The sequence below is a fragment of the Alphaproteobacteria bacterium genome (assembly GCA_033344895.1).
GTDB lineage: Bacteria > Pseudomonadota > Alphaproteobacteria > UBA8366 > Aestuariispiraceae > Pacificispira.
Window position 1 is genome coordinate 1,715,398 of record JAWPMN010000001.1, and the last position, 13,552, is coordinate 1,728,949.

The 13,552-nt window shown below is 62.4% G+C and carries 15 protein-coding genes and 1 pseudogene; 8 read left to right on the forward strand and 8 right to left on the reverse strand.

The window, feature by feature from the left end:
* Positions 1-236: 236 nt before the first annotated feature.
* Together R8L07_08415 and R8L07_08420 are read left to right on the forward strand one after the other, a co-directional pair.
* Positions 237-1,058, forward strand: coding sequence for a competence protein CoiA family protein (locus R8L07_08415; protein MDW3205557.1), 822 nt, complete (start codon positions 237-239; stop codon positions 1,056-1,058).
* Positions 1,055-1,759 carry a hypothetical protein gene (locus R8L07_08420; protein ID MDW3205558.1) on the forward strand — a complete coding sequence of 235 codons (705 nt, stop codon included), beginning with the start codon at positions 1,055-1,057 and terminating at the stop codon, positions 1,757-1,759. The genes R8L07_08415 and R8L07_08420 overlap by 4 nt, the downstream gene beginning before the upstream one ends.
* A gap of 3 nt (positions 1,760-1,762) precedes the next feature.
* Here the strand turns inward: R8L07_08420 and R8L07_08425 are convergent, their stop codons facing one another.
* On the reverse strand, positions 1,763-2,530 hold the full coding sequence (locus R8L07_08425) for an abortive infection family protein (protein ID MDW3205559.1): 768 nt from the start codon (positions 2,528-2,530) through the stop codon (positions 1,763-1,765).
* 14 nt (positions 2,531-2,544) lie between these two features.
* Positions 2,545-4,359 carry a recombinase family protein gene (locus tag R8L07_08430; GenBank protein MDW3205560.1) on the reverse strand — a complete coding sequence of 605 codons (1,815 nt, stop codon included), beginning with the start codon at positions 4,357-4,359 and terminating at the stop codon, positions 2,545-2,547.
* 38 nt (positions 4,360-4,397) lie between these two features.
* Here R8L07_08430 and R8L07_08435 point away from each other — a divergent pair.
* Positions 4,398-5,291, forward strand: a pseudogene (locus R8L07_08435) (ATP-binding protein).
* On the opposite strand, the gene R8L07_08440 reads toward R8L07_08435, so the two are convergent.
* Positions 5,288-5,815 carry a TetR/AcrR family transcriptional regulator gene (locus R8L07_08440; GenBank protein MDW3205561.1) on the reverse strand — a complete coding sequence of 176 codons (528 nt, stop codon included), beginning with the start codon at positions 5,813-5,815 and terminating at the stop codon, positions 5,288-5,290. The pseudogene R8L07_08435 and the gene R8L07_08440 sit on opposite strands and share 4 nt — an antisense overlap.
* 166 nt (positions 5,816-5,981) lie before the next feature.
* On the opposite strand from R8L07_08440, the gene R8L07_08445 reads away from it, so the two are divergent.
* Positions 5,982-6,779: a YdhR family protein gene (locus tag R8L07_08445; protein ID MDW3205562.1), complete on the forward strand. Its 798-nt coding sequence runs from the start codon at positions 5,982-5,984 to the stop codon at positions 6,777-6,779.
* Between the two features lie 126 nt (positions 6,780-6,905).
* Positions 6,906-8,204 (forward strand): MFS transporter, encoded by a 1,299-nt coding sequence (locus R8L07_08450; GenBank protein ID MDW3205563.1) that lies wholly within the window; start codon positions 6,906-6,908, stop codon positions 8,202-8,204.
* A gap of 12 nt (positions 8,205-8,216) precedes the next feature.
* On the opposite strand, the gene R8L07_08455 is transcribed toward R8L07_08450, so the two are convergent.
* From R8L07_08455 to gstA, 5 genes are read right to left on the reverse strand one after another with little or no spacing between them, the layout of a single operon-like run.
* Positions 8,217-8,543: a Dabb family protein gene (locus R8L07_08455; GenBank protein ID MDW3205564.1), complete on the reverse strand. Its 327-nt coding sequence runs from the start codon at positions 8,541-8,543 to the stop codon at positions 8,217-8,219.
* Positions 8,544-8,562: 19 nt separating this feature from the next.
* Positions 8,563-9,528, reverse strand: coding sequence for a nitronate monooxygenase (locus R8L07_08460; protein ID MDW3205565.1), 966 nt, complete (start codon positions 9,526-9,528; stop codon positions 8,563-8,565).
* 43 nt (positions 9,529-9,571) lie between these two features.
* Positions 9,572-9,796: a 4-oxalocrotonate tautomerase family protein gene (locus R8L07_08465; GenBank protein MDW3205566.1), complete on the reverse strand. Its 225-nt coding sequence runs from the start codon at positions 9,794-9,796 to the stop codon at positions 9,572-9,574.
* Positions 9,797-9,806: 10 nt separating this feature from the next.
* On the reverse strand, positions 9,807-10,187 hold the full coding sequence (locus tag R8L07_08470; protein ID MDW3205567.1) for a nuclear transport factor 2 family protein: 381 nt from the start codon (positions 10,185-10,187) through the stop codon (positions 9,807-9,809).
* A 3-nt stretch (positions 10,188-10,190) separates the two neighbouring features.
* Positions 10,191-10,799, reverse strand: a complete 609-nt coding sequence (gene gstA, locus R8L07_08475) for a glutathione transferase GstA (GenBank protein MDW3205568.1) — start codon at positions 10,797-10,799, stop codon at positions 10,191-10,193.
* A 145-nt stretch (positions 10,800-10,944) separates the two neighbouring features.
* On the opposite strand from gstA, the gene R8L07_08480 reads away from it, so the two are divergent.
* The 3 genes from R8L07_08480 to R8L07_08490 all read left to right on the forward strand — a co-directional run bounded on the left by R8L07_08480 (position 10,945) and on the right by R8L07_08490 (position 13,548).
* Positions 10,945-11,844 carry a LysR family transcriptional regulator gene (locus R8L07_08480; protein MDW3205569.1) on the forward strand — a complete coding sequence of 300 codons (900 nt, stop codon included), beginning with the start codon at positions 10,945-10,947 and terminating at the stop codon, positions 11,842-11,844.
* A 53-nt stretch (positions 11,845-11,897) separates the two neighbouring features.
* Entirely contained in the window at positions 11,898-12,698 is an 801-nt protein-coding gene (locus R8L07_08485; GenBank protein ID MDW3205570.1) for a hypothetical protein, read from the forward strand.
* A gap of 64 nt (positions 12,699-12,762) precedes the next feature.
* Positions 12,763-13,548: an ion transporter gene (locus R8L07_08490; protein ID MDW3205571.1), complete on the forward strand. Its 786-nt coding sequence runs from the start codon at positions 12,763-12,765 to the stop codon at positions 13,546-13,548.
* Positions 13,549-13,552 lie beyond the last annotated feature (4 nt).

The following is a 13,552-nucleotide window of genomic DNA, read 5'->3' on the forward strand; positions in this document are numbered from 1 at the left end:
ACCCTACCAATACGGTAACCGCATCCTGAACTGGGATGCGTTCAATTCTGAACTGAACTATTTCACGTCTCATCTCGCGACTTTGAGTTACCTCATGAAGTGGTTCGCCACGCAGTCCCCGCTGGTGAGTGTCTTCGATCTTTGGTGTTTACATAAGAGTTTGAAAACAGAGGAGGTGAATACCAAAAGTGGTGATATTTTGCGTTGCTCTATTGAATTGAGGAGAACGCAAAAGGATGCTGGTTTCCATACTTGAAGGCCAACGCATGGAGGCAGATGCAGCGGAAAAGGGCCCTGAGTACAGGTGTCCAAACTGTCATGCTGTTGTGGTTCTCAAGAAGGGCAGGATCAAAATTCACCACTTCGCCCACAAGCCCCCGGTCAACTGCACCTGGGGCAAGGGTGAAACCCATGAACACCGTGAAGCCAAAAAACTATTCAAGGAGGAGTTTGTTCGGCGCGGTCTCAGGGCGGAAGTGGAGCACGAAGTCCAAACTCTTCCCGATGACAGACGGGCAGATGTACTGGTGTGGTCCCCCCGGGGGCAACGGTTTGCTCTCGAACTTCAGCACACAGGGGTTGACTATGACAACCTCGAGCACCGCACCCGAAGTTACATTCAAGCCGGGGTGCCGGTTATATGGATACCCTTCCTGCATCCGAAGAACTGGGGGTCTACAGAACGTCTCGGTCCCGGCGACGACGGAGACTACCGGATTGAACGCTTCACGGCTCGTCCCTTGGAAAAGTGGGTTCATGGGTTCTACTACGGGGAACCCTGGATGTACGATCCCAAGGCCAAGGCGCTGTGGAGGTACAAACTCGATAAGCACCAAATCTACGTTGACCATTCATCTTGGTATGACTCGGACGGTAACGAACAGAGTACCGGGGGCTACTGGAAGACCTCCAAGCGGTGGAGGGAGTTGACCTTGTGGGGACCATACCGCCTGGATCAAATCCGCATTGGCGTCCTGAACAGGCAGGAAACCTCAATAGGGAACCACCACTATCCGGGCGGGTCTGTGGGCAAGCTGGTGTTGCAGGAGGATCAATGATGGAACCGCAAATCTATCTGTGGTCCGGCGAGCGGGAGTTGCTTCTGGCTCGCCATGATTTCTACATGGAGCAGACGAAGGCCCGCGTCCTTGGCAACTTCAACAACATGGAGGAGGAGGCGAACCGGTTTTCAGAGGAGGTGTATGAACGGATTGGCTCGATGCCTTCCTATGGCGACGGGGATATGTCTGTTGCTGCCGAGGCCGCTTTTGAGCACGGGGCGGACTTCTACATGATGCTCAGTGACTTGAAGACACAGACGACTCTCGGGGCCCTGGCTTCCTTGTTTCACCAATGGGACAAAGACTTCCGCGACTTCATGGAAAGGCAACTTGCCCATTCCTTTGACCGTGCCGAAGTGGAAAGAAACTGCTGGCAACCCAACATTGGGAAGCTATTTGACGTTCTGGAGGAATGGGGATGGCCGCTCCGTCAGGCTCCTTGGTTCCCGCTGGTCAGCGCCTGTCGGCTGATTGTGAACGTCCATAAGCACGGCAAAGGCCGGTCGCTGGATGAACTGGCCCAAGACTATCCCCAATACTTCAAGGGGCCATTTGATAACCTCGGGGCGGGCTCCTGGCTCAAAGCCCCGGACCATGAAAACCTGAGCGTTTCCGAAGCGGAGTTCGATCAAATAGCCGATGCTCTGAGGCAGTTTTGGGCTGATTTCCCAGAGCGGCTTTTCATGCCCAACCCATGACGGTCATCCGCCCCGGCCCTGCCAAGTCTCCACCAGGAAGGTCGCCATAGACCCAGCAAGATTGACCGCAAGGGCCGCATGGCGTGGCGCTGGTCTGACCGGGTTCCGTCCCTGCCCATGAGCATCCCCGATCCTGTTACGAAGGGTTCCGAGGTTCTGGACCACGTTATGACACCCGCCAAGGATGGCCTTGAAGGTCTCCTCGGTGTGCTGCGAGGGAGACAGGTTCAGCACCTTGGCTGTCTTGCTGTACAGCTTGGGAAGGTCATCGTCCCCGTAGGTCTCCCCGGCTTCGTCCAGGATGCGTTTACAGACGGTCTCAAGGAGCGTCCGGGCGGCGGTGATGGCTCCCTCGGGGTCTTCATGCCGTCTGGCCAAAGCCTTCTCCCATGCCCGGTGGACTCCATCGGGATTGAAGGAAGACAGGGCCTCGGAAATGGCCGTGTCCGCCGGGGCCTTGTTGCGGCCCTCCAGGTGATCCAGGAGCGGTTGGAAGGCTTCGTAGATGTGTTTCTTCCGCTGCGCCCATGATCCCGCACCGGAGGCAACCTGCCTGAGGTGTCCCCATAGCTGCCCCTGGTCACGGCAAGTCCGGATGAAGGTGGGGAGCAGGGAGCGGGCCTCGCCTTCTATGAACTCGGAGCGGAGTTGGTGATAGGTGGTCTGATCCAAGTCGCCGTTCTGTGCCACGGCAATCAACATGTTCTGGAGCATCAAGGCCCGCTCCAGCGGCGTATCCGGTAGGTCCGGGGGATCAAGGTTCCAGGTCATTCCGCTTTGTCTCCCTACGCAACCTCACACGCGGCTTCTTGAACTGTACCGCCGTCTTCCAGGCCATAGGAGCGAACACTCCCGGGCACCAGTTCACCGGAGACCACCTTGAAGCCCCATGCGGCCTTCTGTCCGGCCTCAAGCCAAAGGTGGCGTTGAATGCCCTGGACGCTGATGAACTCTATCTCAATCATCCCGTGCCAGTCCTTACCCTCGGTCTCCGGGGTCTCGGGGACGAACATGAAGAAATGATCCTCGGGCACGGGCGTGTTCTCAGCATCCCATTCCCACTCCGTCTCCCGGTAGGAGATATGCCGGAAGGTGAGGGAGCGGAGGGTCCGTTTCAGGAGTTGATGGAGGCGACTACGGAGCCGGAACGCCTCATTGTCATCCCCGTGCCGCTGTACCTCCCGGAGACGCTCCAAGGCGTCTTTGGTCTCCCCGTGGTCATGCTGGAGGCTTTCCAACCTGTCGCGCTCTTGGTCCACCCGTTGCCGAAGGGCCGAGACCTCCTGTTCCATATAAGCCCTTTCTTGCTCCAGGTTATCCAGCTTCGCAATCAAGGCAGGACTGTCCGGGCGACAGACCAACAGGGAGACTACATTGTCTATCTGTTCCACGATCCTGCGGAGGTCTTCCTCTTTCACCAGGAGGTCAGCATCAAGCCGTTTGATGGTGTCAGTTGTGGCCTGATAGACGGAGGGGAAAAGTTCTCGATAGTCCACCTCCTGAAGCATTGATAAAATGAAGGCTTCAACCGGCCTGTGCTGCCATGAAGGGGCGGCGCAGTTTCCTACTTTCCGCCGTGCATTGGAGCAGGTGAGGTAGTGCTCACCCTTCCCCTTGTTGATGAAATGCATTGCCCCGCCACAAACACCACATTTCGCAAGGCCCGTGAATAGGTTGGAGAACCGCTCACCCCGCTTGCCCCCCTCGATCCGTTTGGAGATCCGCATCATCTTGGCTTTGAGGAAGGTCTCCCGATCAATAACGGCGGGGAAGTAGTTGGGGATTGGGTCTCCATCGGGAAGACGAACATAACCTCCGTCCGTGCGCTCCTTCCGCATAGGCTGAAACTCACCGGTGACAGACTCATTGCTCAGGATTTTTTTGATGTACGACTCCTGCCAGCCTTGAGAGCGACCGAATGTAGGAACTCTTTCTTCATTGAAGATAGAGGCAATTTTCCCAGCCCCGATCCCTTCCAGTGTCAGAGAGAAAATCCTGCGGATCACCTCGGCCCGGTCATCGAGGATATTGAAGGAACGGCGATCCTCGGCCAGCTTCAGCCATGCCGGGGCGCGGGCTGTCAGTTTCTTCCCGCCACCGTAGACGTCCTGCCGCTTCATGGCCCATGCCGCTTTCAGCCGTTTCGACTTCGTGAGGCTTTCTTCATGTGCGCGATACATCACTGACAAAGAGACCATAAGGTCGCCGAAGTTGTTGGAGAAAGTCTCGGGATGGTAGACTTTTCCATCTTGAAGGGTGGCTATCACGATGCCTTTCTCAAGGAGCGATGTGAACTGAAGGAATGCTTTGTGGACTTGATCACGACTGAGGCGGTCCAGGCTCTCCACGAGGAGATATGAGCCGCGACGGATACGGCCTTCATCCACGGCTTGGACAAACGCCCCCAACGCCCCCCCATCGATGTTTCGCCCGGTGAAAGCTGACACGCCAAGGTCTTGGAAAGTGAGAGTTTCATCGAGTTCCAGGCGATGGTCTTGAACGAATTGTCGGCTCAATTCTGTCTGACGTCGGTAGCTGTCTCCACGGCTTTGCTCTGGGGTAGAGAAGCGGACGTAGCTGTAAGCGCGTGTCTTTGTCATAGTTTCTGAATAATCCAAATGCGTTCGGGTATTCAAGATATAACGTGCTGATGATCGGCCCGCCGGGTTCGGGCAAGAGCATGCTGGCCGCGCGCCTGCCCGGCATTTTGCCGCCGATGACGCCGACCGAGGCGCTGGAAGTGTCGATGATCCATTCCGTCGCCGGGCTGATGATCGACAATGGCCTGTCCCATACGCGGCCGTTTCGCGACCCGCATCATTCCAGTTCCACTCCGGCTCTGGTTGGCGGCGGCCAGCGCGCGCGCCCGGGCGAGGTCTCGCTGGCCCATAACGGCGTGCTGTTTCTGGACGAATTGCCGGAATTCCAGCGCGGCGCGTTGGAATCGCTCCGCCAGCCGCTGGAGACGGGCCGCGCGGTGGTCGCGCGGGTCAACGCCCATGTCACCTATCCGGCGCGGGTTCAGCTTGTTGCCGCGATGAATCCCTGCCGCTGCGGCCATCTGGACGATCCCGACCTAGCCTGCAGCCGCGCGCCACGCTGCGCCGCCGATTATCAGGCGAAGATTTCCGGGCCGCTGTTCGACCGCATCGACCTGACCGTCGACGTGCCTGCCGTGCGCGCCAGCGACCTGGACCGCCCGCCGCCGGCCGAGGGCTCGCGGGAGGTCGCTGCTCGTGTTGCCGCCGCCCGCCTGCGCCAGACCCGCCGCTTCGCCGACTATCCGGTCGACGGCCGGCCGCGCACCAACGCCCAGGCCGACGGCCAGATCCTGCAGGACATCGCCACCCCGGATGCCGAGGGCCGCAAGCTCCTGACCGAAGCCGCCGACCGCCTCAAACTCTCCGCCCGCGCCTACCACCGCGTCCTGCGCGTCGCCCGCACCCTTGCCGACCTGCAGGACGAAGGCACGGTGCGCCGCGTCCATGTGGCGGAGGCGCTGGGCTATCGACGGGTGCCGGTGCGGGGTTAATCCCCCTTCGCCGCCGCGATCACATCCGCTGCAATCTCCGCAGCCCGTTCAGGTGAGCCGGTGGCGCGGGCGAGGGTCAGGCCGCCGATCAGGGTGCTGAGGAGTTGCCAGGCGCGGCGGCGGCGGTTGGCATCGGTGTCGCCGTCCAGGCCCTGCGCGATCAGGTCGACGATGCGGCCCATCTTTTCGTCATAGGCGGCTTTGATCTCCGGCCCGGCACGGGCGACGTCGGGGGACAGCGCGGTCATGGCGCATAACCGGTCGTCATCGCCGCGATGGGCGGCGCCCAGATAATAGTCGGCGAAGGCGGCGACCCAGTCCGCGCCGTGTTCCGCCTGGAATACGGGCACGGCCTCGATCACTTCGTCCAGTCCGGCGCAGAGCGCGGCGGTAAAAGCGCCGTCCTTCGATCCGAAATGGTCGTAGAAGGCGCCGGAGGTCACCCCGGCTTCCTTCGCCACCCCTGCAACACCGATGCCGTCATAGCCGTTGCGGCGGAACAGGCGCGACGCCGCATCCACCATTTTCTGCTGTGTATCCCGCTTTCGGTCCGGATTTCTGGCCATCATCCACCAAAAAGATACCGATCACTATATTTCTCATTGAAACATAGCGACCGCTATATTAATTGACATAGCGATCGTTATGTTAATGCGCAGGACGGTCGTTTTCAACAATCGAGAGGTCACGATGAATTCGAAATCCCCCGGATCAAGTGCCGGGATCGACCGCCGCGGGGTCCTGAGGGCCGGTGCCGCCGGTCTCGGTCTCGGTCTTGGCGCGGCACTCGCCGGCATCCCGTTCCGCATGGCGGCGGCGGACATTCAGACGCAATCAAAGGAAGAGAGAATGAAACAGGAAGCCTTCGTTTACACGGAATTGCAGATTTCCGTGCCCTTCGACCAGGTCCCCTGGCGGGACATCAATGCCGCGATCCGCGCCCTGCCGGGATTCCGGAACAAGACCTGGCTCAGCGGTGTCGGCAACAACTCGGCCGGCGGCATCTACAGTTTCGAGACGGTGGCCGATGCCGAGGCCTTCGTGACCGGCTACTTCCCGGACGAGGCGCGGAAGTTCGGGGTTGCCCAGACAACGCGCATCTTCGACGCCGTCGCGACGGAAGAGGCCAGCCGGGAGATGAACTCGGTCCATTATCCGGGTGGCACGCTGGACGCGGAACCGGGCGCCTTCGTCTATACGGAGGTCTGGCTGAGCGCCCTGCCGTTCGACAATGCGCCCTGGCGCCAGTTCAATCCGGTCCTGAAACAGCAACCGGGCCTGATGTCGAAGACGTGGCTCAGCGGCCTGCATACCGGCACGCCGGGCGGGATCTATGCTTTCGATACGGTCGAGAACGCGACTTCCTTCGCGCTGAACTATTTCCCGACCGAAGCAAAGGCGCTGAACGCCGCGTTCTACACGCGGGTCTTTGATGCCAAGCCGACGGCGGCGGCGAGCCGTGAGATGAATTCGCCCTTCTATATCTGATGCGGAATCGGGGGGCCGGACCGGTCTCCCGAACCCTGCCGGGCTTTGGCCCTGTTGCATCCTGCGGGAAATGCGAACACCCTGACCATCGTGGAGCGCCAGGGAGTCGCGACAAGCGGAGGTTGCATGAAACGGGGAGAAAGCCAGACCGGCGGGATGGCGTTGCGGGGGGCCCTGGCGCCGGTGGCGGCGTTGCTGGTCAGCGTGGCGTTGCTGCTGATGGGCAACGGGCTGCAGGGGACGCTGTTGCCGATCCGGGGCGTAGCGGAATCCTTCTCCAATCTGCAGATCGGCGTCCAGGGGACCTTCTATTTTCTGGGCTTCACAATCGGCTGCTTCACCGGGCCCTATCTGTTGAGCCGCGGCGGGCATATCCGCACCTTCATGGCGATGGCGTCGCTGACCTCGGTAACGGCGCTGCTGCATGCCATGATGCCGGAACCCTATCTTTGGGCCGCCCTGCGCGGGATCACCGGCTATTGCTTCGCCGTTCTGTACATCGTCATCGAAAGCTGGCTGAACGAGAAATCCACCAATGCCAATCGCGGGACGGTGTTTTCAGTCTATACCATCGTCAATCTGACGGTGGTGACGATCGGGCAGATGATGGTCGGGCTGGCATCGCCGGAGACGTTTCTGCTGTTCGCGGTCACATCGATCCTGATCTCGGTATCGGCGCTGCCGCTGGCCTTCACCACCTCGGCCTCACCGAGCCCGGCGACCCCGATCCGGGCCAATCTGAAGCGCCTCTACCGGATTTCTCCGGTGGGCTTCGTCGGCTGCGCGGCGGTCGGGTTCGCGAATGGCGCCTTCTGGGCGCTGGCGCCGCTCTTCGCCCAGTCGCACGGCCTCGACCCGTCCGGTGTCGGCCTGTTCATGAGCGCGATCGTGCTAGGCGGGGCGGTGGCGCAATGGCCCTTCGGGGCGCTGTCCGACCGGGTCGACCGCCGCTATGTCGTGATCGCCGCGGCGGCGCTGGCCTGCGTCGCCGGCCTCGCCCTGACCTTCCTTGCGGGGGACAATCTCTGGGCGCTGCTGGGCATCGGCGCCCTGCTGGGGGCCGGGGCGATGCCGGTCTATGCGCTGTCCGTCGCCCATGCCAACGACCATGCCAGACCCGACCAGATGGTCGAAGTGTCCAGCGGCCTGCTGCTGGTCTTCGGTGCCGGGGCGGCGATGGGGCCGGTGCTGGCGTCCCTGCTGCAATCCGGCCTGCCGTTTCCGGCGCTGTTCACCTATACCGCGCTGATCCACGGCGCGCTGGTCGCCTTCGTCCTGTGGCGCCTGCTGCGCCGCGGTCCGGTGGCGCGCGAGGATCGGGTCACCTTCACGCGGTCTGCCGTCGCGGCGCAGACCCTGTCCGAAACGGGGACCGTCGCGGCGGAATCGATCGGCCGCGACAAGCAGCCGGACGAACGCTCCTGAAGGCGCGTTTCCTTAGCCCGCCTCATGATCGATCCGCGGCGCGGTAACGGCCGCCTGCGCGTCAAAATTGGCGGCAAGGCGCATTTCGCGCAGCGGACGGACCCGTTCGATGGACTGACGATAGATCGGATGCGCCTTGTAGGCCGCCAGGGCCGCCTCGTCGTCGAATTCGCCATAGACCACGATATCGACCTCGCGGCTCAGGGGGTCGGTCTTCTGGTTCAGGCCGACTTCCAGTAGGCGGGCATGGGGGATGTCGGTCAGGATCGACAGACCGTCGCGCAGGCGTTCGGCGTCGACCCCGTCCCGGGCGGTGAAAAAGACGAAATGGCGGATCATCTGTCTTCAGCAACCCCAATCACGGCGTGCGCAGGAAGGTCAGCGCCCCGGCGATGCGGTCTTCCGCCTGCCGGACGATGCGCTGCAGGATGTCGGCGGCGGGTTCGACGGCATGGACCAGATCGATCGCCTCGCCGACGATCACGGCCGCCTCGTTGAAGTCACCCTTGTCCAGGGCGGCATTGTAGGCGGCGCGGATGGTGTCGACCTGGGGCAGCATGGCGGCGGGGTCGTCATGCCAGCGGTCGGTGAAATCATTGCGCAGCGTGCGCAGATTCCAGTCCTTCGGCCAGTCCTTGTCACGGGCGATGTCGAAGACCGTGCTACGGATCGTGCGGTCGCCGCTGGCGGTTTCCATGGTCTTTTTGGCGCCGGGCCTGGCCAGCGATTCCTCGGCCGCGCAGAAGGCGGTACCGACCAGTACGCCCTGCGCCCCCAGCATCAGGGCGGCGGCCAGCCCGCGGCCGTCGGCGATGCCGCCCGCCGCCAGGACCGGTCGGTCGGGCACGGCATCGACCACGGCGGCGACCAGGGGCAGGGTGGCCCGCGCGCCGCCATGGCCGCCGGCTTCGGTCCCTTGCGCCACGATGATATCCGCGCCCTTGTCGGCGGCGTCTTTCGCGCCTTCGACGGTCTGAACCTGAGCGATCAGCGTGACGCCCGCATCGCGCACCTTGCCGGCATAGGGGGCGATGTCGCCGAAGGACAGGAACACCGCCTCCGGCCCATAGGACAAGGCGACGTCCAGGACGCCCGGATCCTGATCCAGGGCCCAGGTGATGGCGCCGAAGCCGAAACGCTTGCCGCGCAATGCGTCCAGTTCCTGACGGATCCAGGCGCTGTCGCAATAGCCGCCGCCCAGCAGGCCCAGTCCACCGGCGGTGGAGACCGCCGCGGCCAGTTCGGCGCCGCTGACGCCCGCCATGGGCGCCAGAACGACGGGGTGTTCGATCCCCAGAAGATCGGTCAGTCCGGTTTTCAACATGGCTGTTCCACCCTTTCGTTCCGACGCCCGTTGCGGCGTTGCTCTATCGGGCCTGCTGCGCCCGGTATTCGCGGGTCGGGATGCCCCGAAGCCCCCAGTTGTCGAGGCTGACCTCGTCGATGACCACAAAGGTCGTGGCCGGGTCCTTGTCAAGGACGCGGACCAGCAGATCGGTGACCCCGGCGATCAGCGCCTTCTTCTGCTCCACCGACGGGCCGGTGCCCGCCGGGCCGCCTTCGCGGGTTACCTTGATGTTCACATAGGGCATGGATTTTCCTTCATGTTTCAGTTTCGAAATGAAATACCTTGGCCAGAATCCACCAGCGGTCCCGGTCGAAAACCAGCGTCAGGAAGTCGGTATAGACCCGGCCCATCATCGCCATTTCGACCCTGGCAAAGGCCATGTTCGGGCCGCCGATCTGGATGGCCAGAACCCTGTCGCGGCGGACCTGTCCGGTCTGCGACGGCGGGGTCCGGGCGTCGACCAGGGCGAAATATTCCGGCACCGACAGGTTGGTGCGATGTCCGTCGACCGTGTTCACGTAACGGGCGTCCGGATGGAAGATCTCACCGAGGCGCTTGGTGTCGGCGTGATAGAGACCGTCGAAATAGGTCTGCATCAGGCCGAGAATGGCGCGATGGGCCGTGTCCGTATTCATCGCTCAGACCAGTCCCTCGGCGGTCAGCGCGGCCTGGGTGGTCGGACGGGCGGCCACCCGCGCGACGAAGGCCTTCAGCTTCGGCCAGCCCGCCAGGTCGATGCCGACGAAATTCGCCCAGTTCGACACGACGAACAGATAGGCGTCGGCAACCGTGAAGGCGCTGCCCAGCAGGTGGGCCCGACCGTCGGCCAGCAGGCTTTCGATATAATCGAACTTCTGCGCCACGGCCTTGCCCGCGGACTGTCTGTCGGCGTCGCTGGCACCGGCATGGAAGAACGGGCCGAAGGCCTTGTGCAGTTCCGATGCGATATAGTTCAGGTGCTCCTGAAGGCGCGCCCGCTCGACGGTGCCGGCAGCCGGCGCCAGGCCGCTGCCGGGATTCGTATCGGCAATGTATTGCAGGATCGACGCGCCCTCGGTCAGGACCTCGCCGCTGTCCAGTTGCAGCGCCGGGACATAGCCCTTGGCATTGACGTTCCGGTAATCCGAACCGTCGGCGGTCGTCTTGGCGTCGGTGTCGACCTGGTCCAGATCGAACGCGGCGCCGACTTCGCGCAGCGCGATATGAGAGGCCAGGGAACAGGCACCGGGTTTCATATAAAGCTTCATGATCGTCAGCCTTCCAGTAGTGAGACGGTTGAGGCCGGTCCGAATTCCGATCCGGCCCCCTCAATCTGGCGCGATAAATGATAGATAGATAATGATAGTTTCTGATAAACTTGATAAAATGAACTAATCATATTGGGCGAGAACCGTGATCACCCACGAACAATTGCGCGTCCTGCAAGCCGTGGTCGGCGAGGGGACGTTCCGCGCCGCGGCGGAAAGGCTGCACAAGACCCAGCCGGCGGTCAGCCACATGATCAAGCAGCTGGAAACGGTGACGGGCGTGACCCTGCTGTCGCGCGACGGTTACCGACCGGTCCTGACGCCCGCGGGACGGGCCTTCCACCGTCAGGCCTGTATCGTGCTGAACCAGATGCAGGAGCTGCAGACCCTGGCGGACCGGCTGGCCGAACGGCAGGAGCCGGAAGTCGCGCTGTCCGTATCCGCCACCTGTCCGATGGCGCCGATCCTGTCGATTGTCGGCGATGTGGGACGCCGTTATCCGCAGACGCATATCAAGCTGGCGACGGATGTTCTGGGCGGTGCGGCAGACCGGCTGATGCATGGCACGGCGGATATCATCGTTGCCCCGGACAACAGCGCACCGCTGGACGAGGTCGAGGGCGTGCCCTTTCTGGAGCTCGACATCATTCCCGTTGCACGCCCGGGCTATGGTCCCGCGCCGGGCACCGGACCGATCGAAAACGCGGCCATGCGCGCCTTTGTTCAGGTCGTCGTGGCAGGGACCGGGCGCGGCGCCTATGACCAGACCCGCGACGTCCTGCCGGACGGGCTGCGCTGGACCGTGACGGACTTCGCAGCGAAGAGGGAGATTCTGTTGGCCGGCATGGGCTGGGGCGGCATGCCGGAACATATGATCCGGCAGGATCTGGAGTCAGGCGCGTTGGTCCGGCTCGACCTCGCCGGCTATCCGGTGCGCCATTCGCGCCTGATGGTAATGCGTCGACGAGACCGCCGGGGCGGCCTGGTGGGAGAGGCGCTGTGGCAGGCGCTGGCGGAGGCGGGAGAAATGTCGGAAAAGACGTGACGTCAAGGTGATCGCACCCTAGGGTCGCATCGATACGGTGAGGCGAGGAGACGATGATGCTGGGGGATGCGGTGCCGATTGTGGAATCCTATGTACCGGAGCCGGTGGGCGACCGGCCGGCGCTGCCTTATGCGCCGTTCCCGATCCCGAAATTCCGCAAGGCCCAGGGCGCGAACTGGAAACTGTGGCAGGCCTATTTTCCGGCCGGTCCCGGCTATTTCCTAGGGCACCGTCAGATCCGGCACATGCAGTTCGGGCTGATGCGCAACAACGACGCCTGGATGACCGTCAACCCGATGGAAATCGAAAGCCAGTGGCCGCATCTGGAGGCCGCGTCGGGTCATGTACTGATCGGCGGACTGGGCATGGCGATCATGGCCTATGCTGTCGCTGCCAAGCCGGAAGTCACCAAGGTAACCGTGGTCGAACGTGACGCCGAAGTCATCGCCCTGGCGCAGGATTTCGCGGGCCTGGATGACTGGCCGACCCGCGACAAGGTCGAGATCGTCGAGCATGACCTGCTGACATATCGTCACGACCCGGCGGTGGTGCCGGTGGATTTCCTCTACGTAGATATCTGGCGGACCTATCGGAACGACCCCAAGATCGCCCATATGCAGACGATCCACGGCAATGTTCCGGCCCCGCGCGTGGGCTATTGGGGGCAGGAGATCGAGGCGGTCGACTGGGCCATCGCAAAGGGAGTCCCGGTGGAAAGCTTTACCGCCGAAACCTTCCGGGCCTTCCGGGAAGAGACCGGCCTGCCTCTGATCGGGCTGGAAGAACCGACCTATCCGCAGCTCTGCATCTGGGCGGCGACGAATCAGGCCATTGCAGGCGCTGCCGGCGCTTGATTTTCCGACCGTTACCCCCTTCTTATGCCGCGCAACATTGTGGGCGTGAGGAGGCCGCATTTTCATGGACCGTATCAAGGCGCTGATTGAATCACGGGCGTTTCAGAACGCGATCACAGGGGTGATCGTGGCCAATGCCCTGATCCTCGGCCTGGAAACATCGCAAACGGCGATGGCCCATGCCGGCGGGCTGCTGAAGACACTGGACAAGATCGCACTGGCGATCTTCGTCGTCGAGATACTTCTGAAACTCGCGGTCTATCGCCTGTCCTTCTTCAAGAGCGCTTGGAACGTATTCGACTTTGTCATTGTCAGCGTGACCCTGGTGCCGGCGGGCGAGGGCGTGTCGGTATTGCGGGCGCTGCGCATCCTGCGCGCGCTGCGGCTGGTGTCGGTGGTGCCCTCCATGCGGCTGGTCGTGCAGGCCCTGCTGCGCGCCATTCCGGGCATGGGATCGGTCATCATGCTGCTGTCGCTGGTCTTCTACATCGCCTCGGTCATGGCGACCAAGCTGTTCGGCGAGGCCTTTCCGGACTGGTTCGGGACCATCGGGGAATCCGTCTATTCCCTGTTCCAGATCATGACGCTGGAAAGCTGGTCCATGGGGATCGTCCGGCCGGTGATGGAAGTCTATCCCCAGGCCTGGCTGTTCTTCGTGGTCTTTATCCTGCTGACCACCTTCGCGGTCCTGAACCTGTTCATCGCCATCATCGTCGACAGCATGAGCCAAGAGCACAAGGCCGCCGAAGCCGAAACCCGCGGCGAGCTTGGAAGCGAGCATAAGGAGATCATGACCGAGCTGAAGGCGCTGCGCGCGGAAGTCCGGGCGATGCGCGGGGAACGCGGTTAGGGCC

Bases quoted from the DNA above. Each gene is read 5' to 3' on its own strand.
- R8L07_08415 (MDW3205557.1), top strand. From the start codon at position 237: ATGCTGGTTTCCATACTTGAAGGCCAACGCATGGAGGCAGATGCAGCG.
- R8L07_08420 (MDW3205558.1), top strand. From the start codon at position 1,055: ATGATGGAACCGCAAATCTATCTGTGGTCCGGCGAGCGGGAGTTGCTT.
- R8L07_08425 (MDW3205559.1), bottom strand. From the start codon at position 2,530: ATGACCTGGAACCTTGATCCCCCGGACCTACCGGATACGCCGCTGGAG.
- R8L07_08430 (MDW3205560.1), bottom strand. From the start codon at position 4,359: ATGACAAAGACACGCGCTTACAGCTACGTCCGCTTCTCTACCCCAGAG.
- R8L07_08440 (MDW3205561.1), bottom strand. From the start codon at position 5,815: ATGGTGGATGCGGCGTCGCGCCTGTTCCGCCGCAACGGCTATGACGGC.
- R8L07_08445 (MDW3205562.1), top strand. From the start codon at position 5,982: ATGAATTCGAAATCCCCCGGATCAAGTGCCGGGATCGACCGCCGCGGG.
- R8L07_08450 (MDW3205563.1), top strand. From the start codon at position 6,906: ATGAAACGGGGAGAAAGCCAGACCGGCGGGATGGCGTTGCGGGGGGCC.
- R8L07_08455 (MDW3205564.1), bottom strand. From the start codon at position 8,543: ATGATCCGCCATTTCGTCTTTTTCACCGCCCGGGACGGGGTCGACGCC.
- R8L07_08460 (MDW3205565.1), bottom strand. From the start codon at position 9,528: ATGTTGAAAACCGGACTGACCGATCTTCTGGGGATCGAACACCCCGTC.
- R8L07_08465 (MDW3205566.1), bottom strand. From the start codon at position 9,796: ATGCCCTATGTGAACATCAAGGTAACCCGCGAAGGCGGCCCGGCGGGC.
- R8L07_08470 (MDW3205567.1), bottom strand. From the start codon at position 10,187: ATGAATACGGACACGGCCCATCGCGCCATTCTCGGCCTGATGCAGACC.
- gstA (MDW3205568.1), bottom strand. From the start codon at position 10,799: ATGAAGCTTTATATGAAACCCGGTGCCTGTTCCCTGGCCTCTCATATC.
- R8L07_08485 (MDW3205570.1), top strand. From the start codon at position 11,898: ATGATGCTGGGGGATGCGGTGCCGATTGTGGAATCCTATGTACCGGAG.
- R8L07_08490 (MDW3205571.1), top strand. From the start codon at position 12,763: ATGGACCGTATCAAGGCGCTGATTGAATCACGGGCGTTTCAGAACGCG.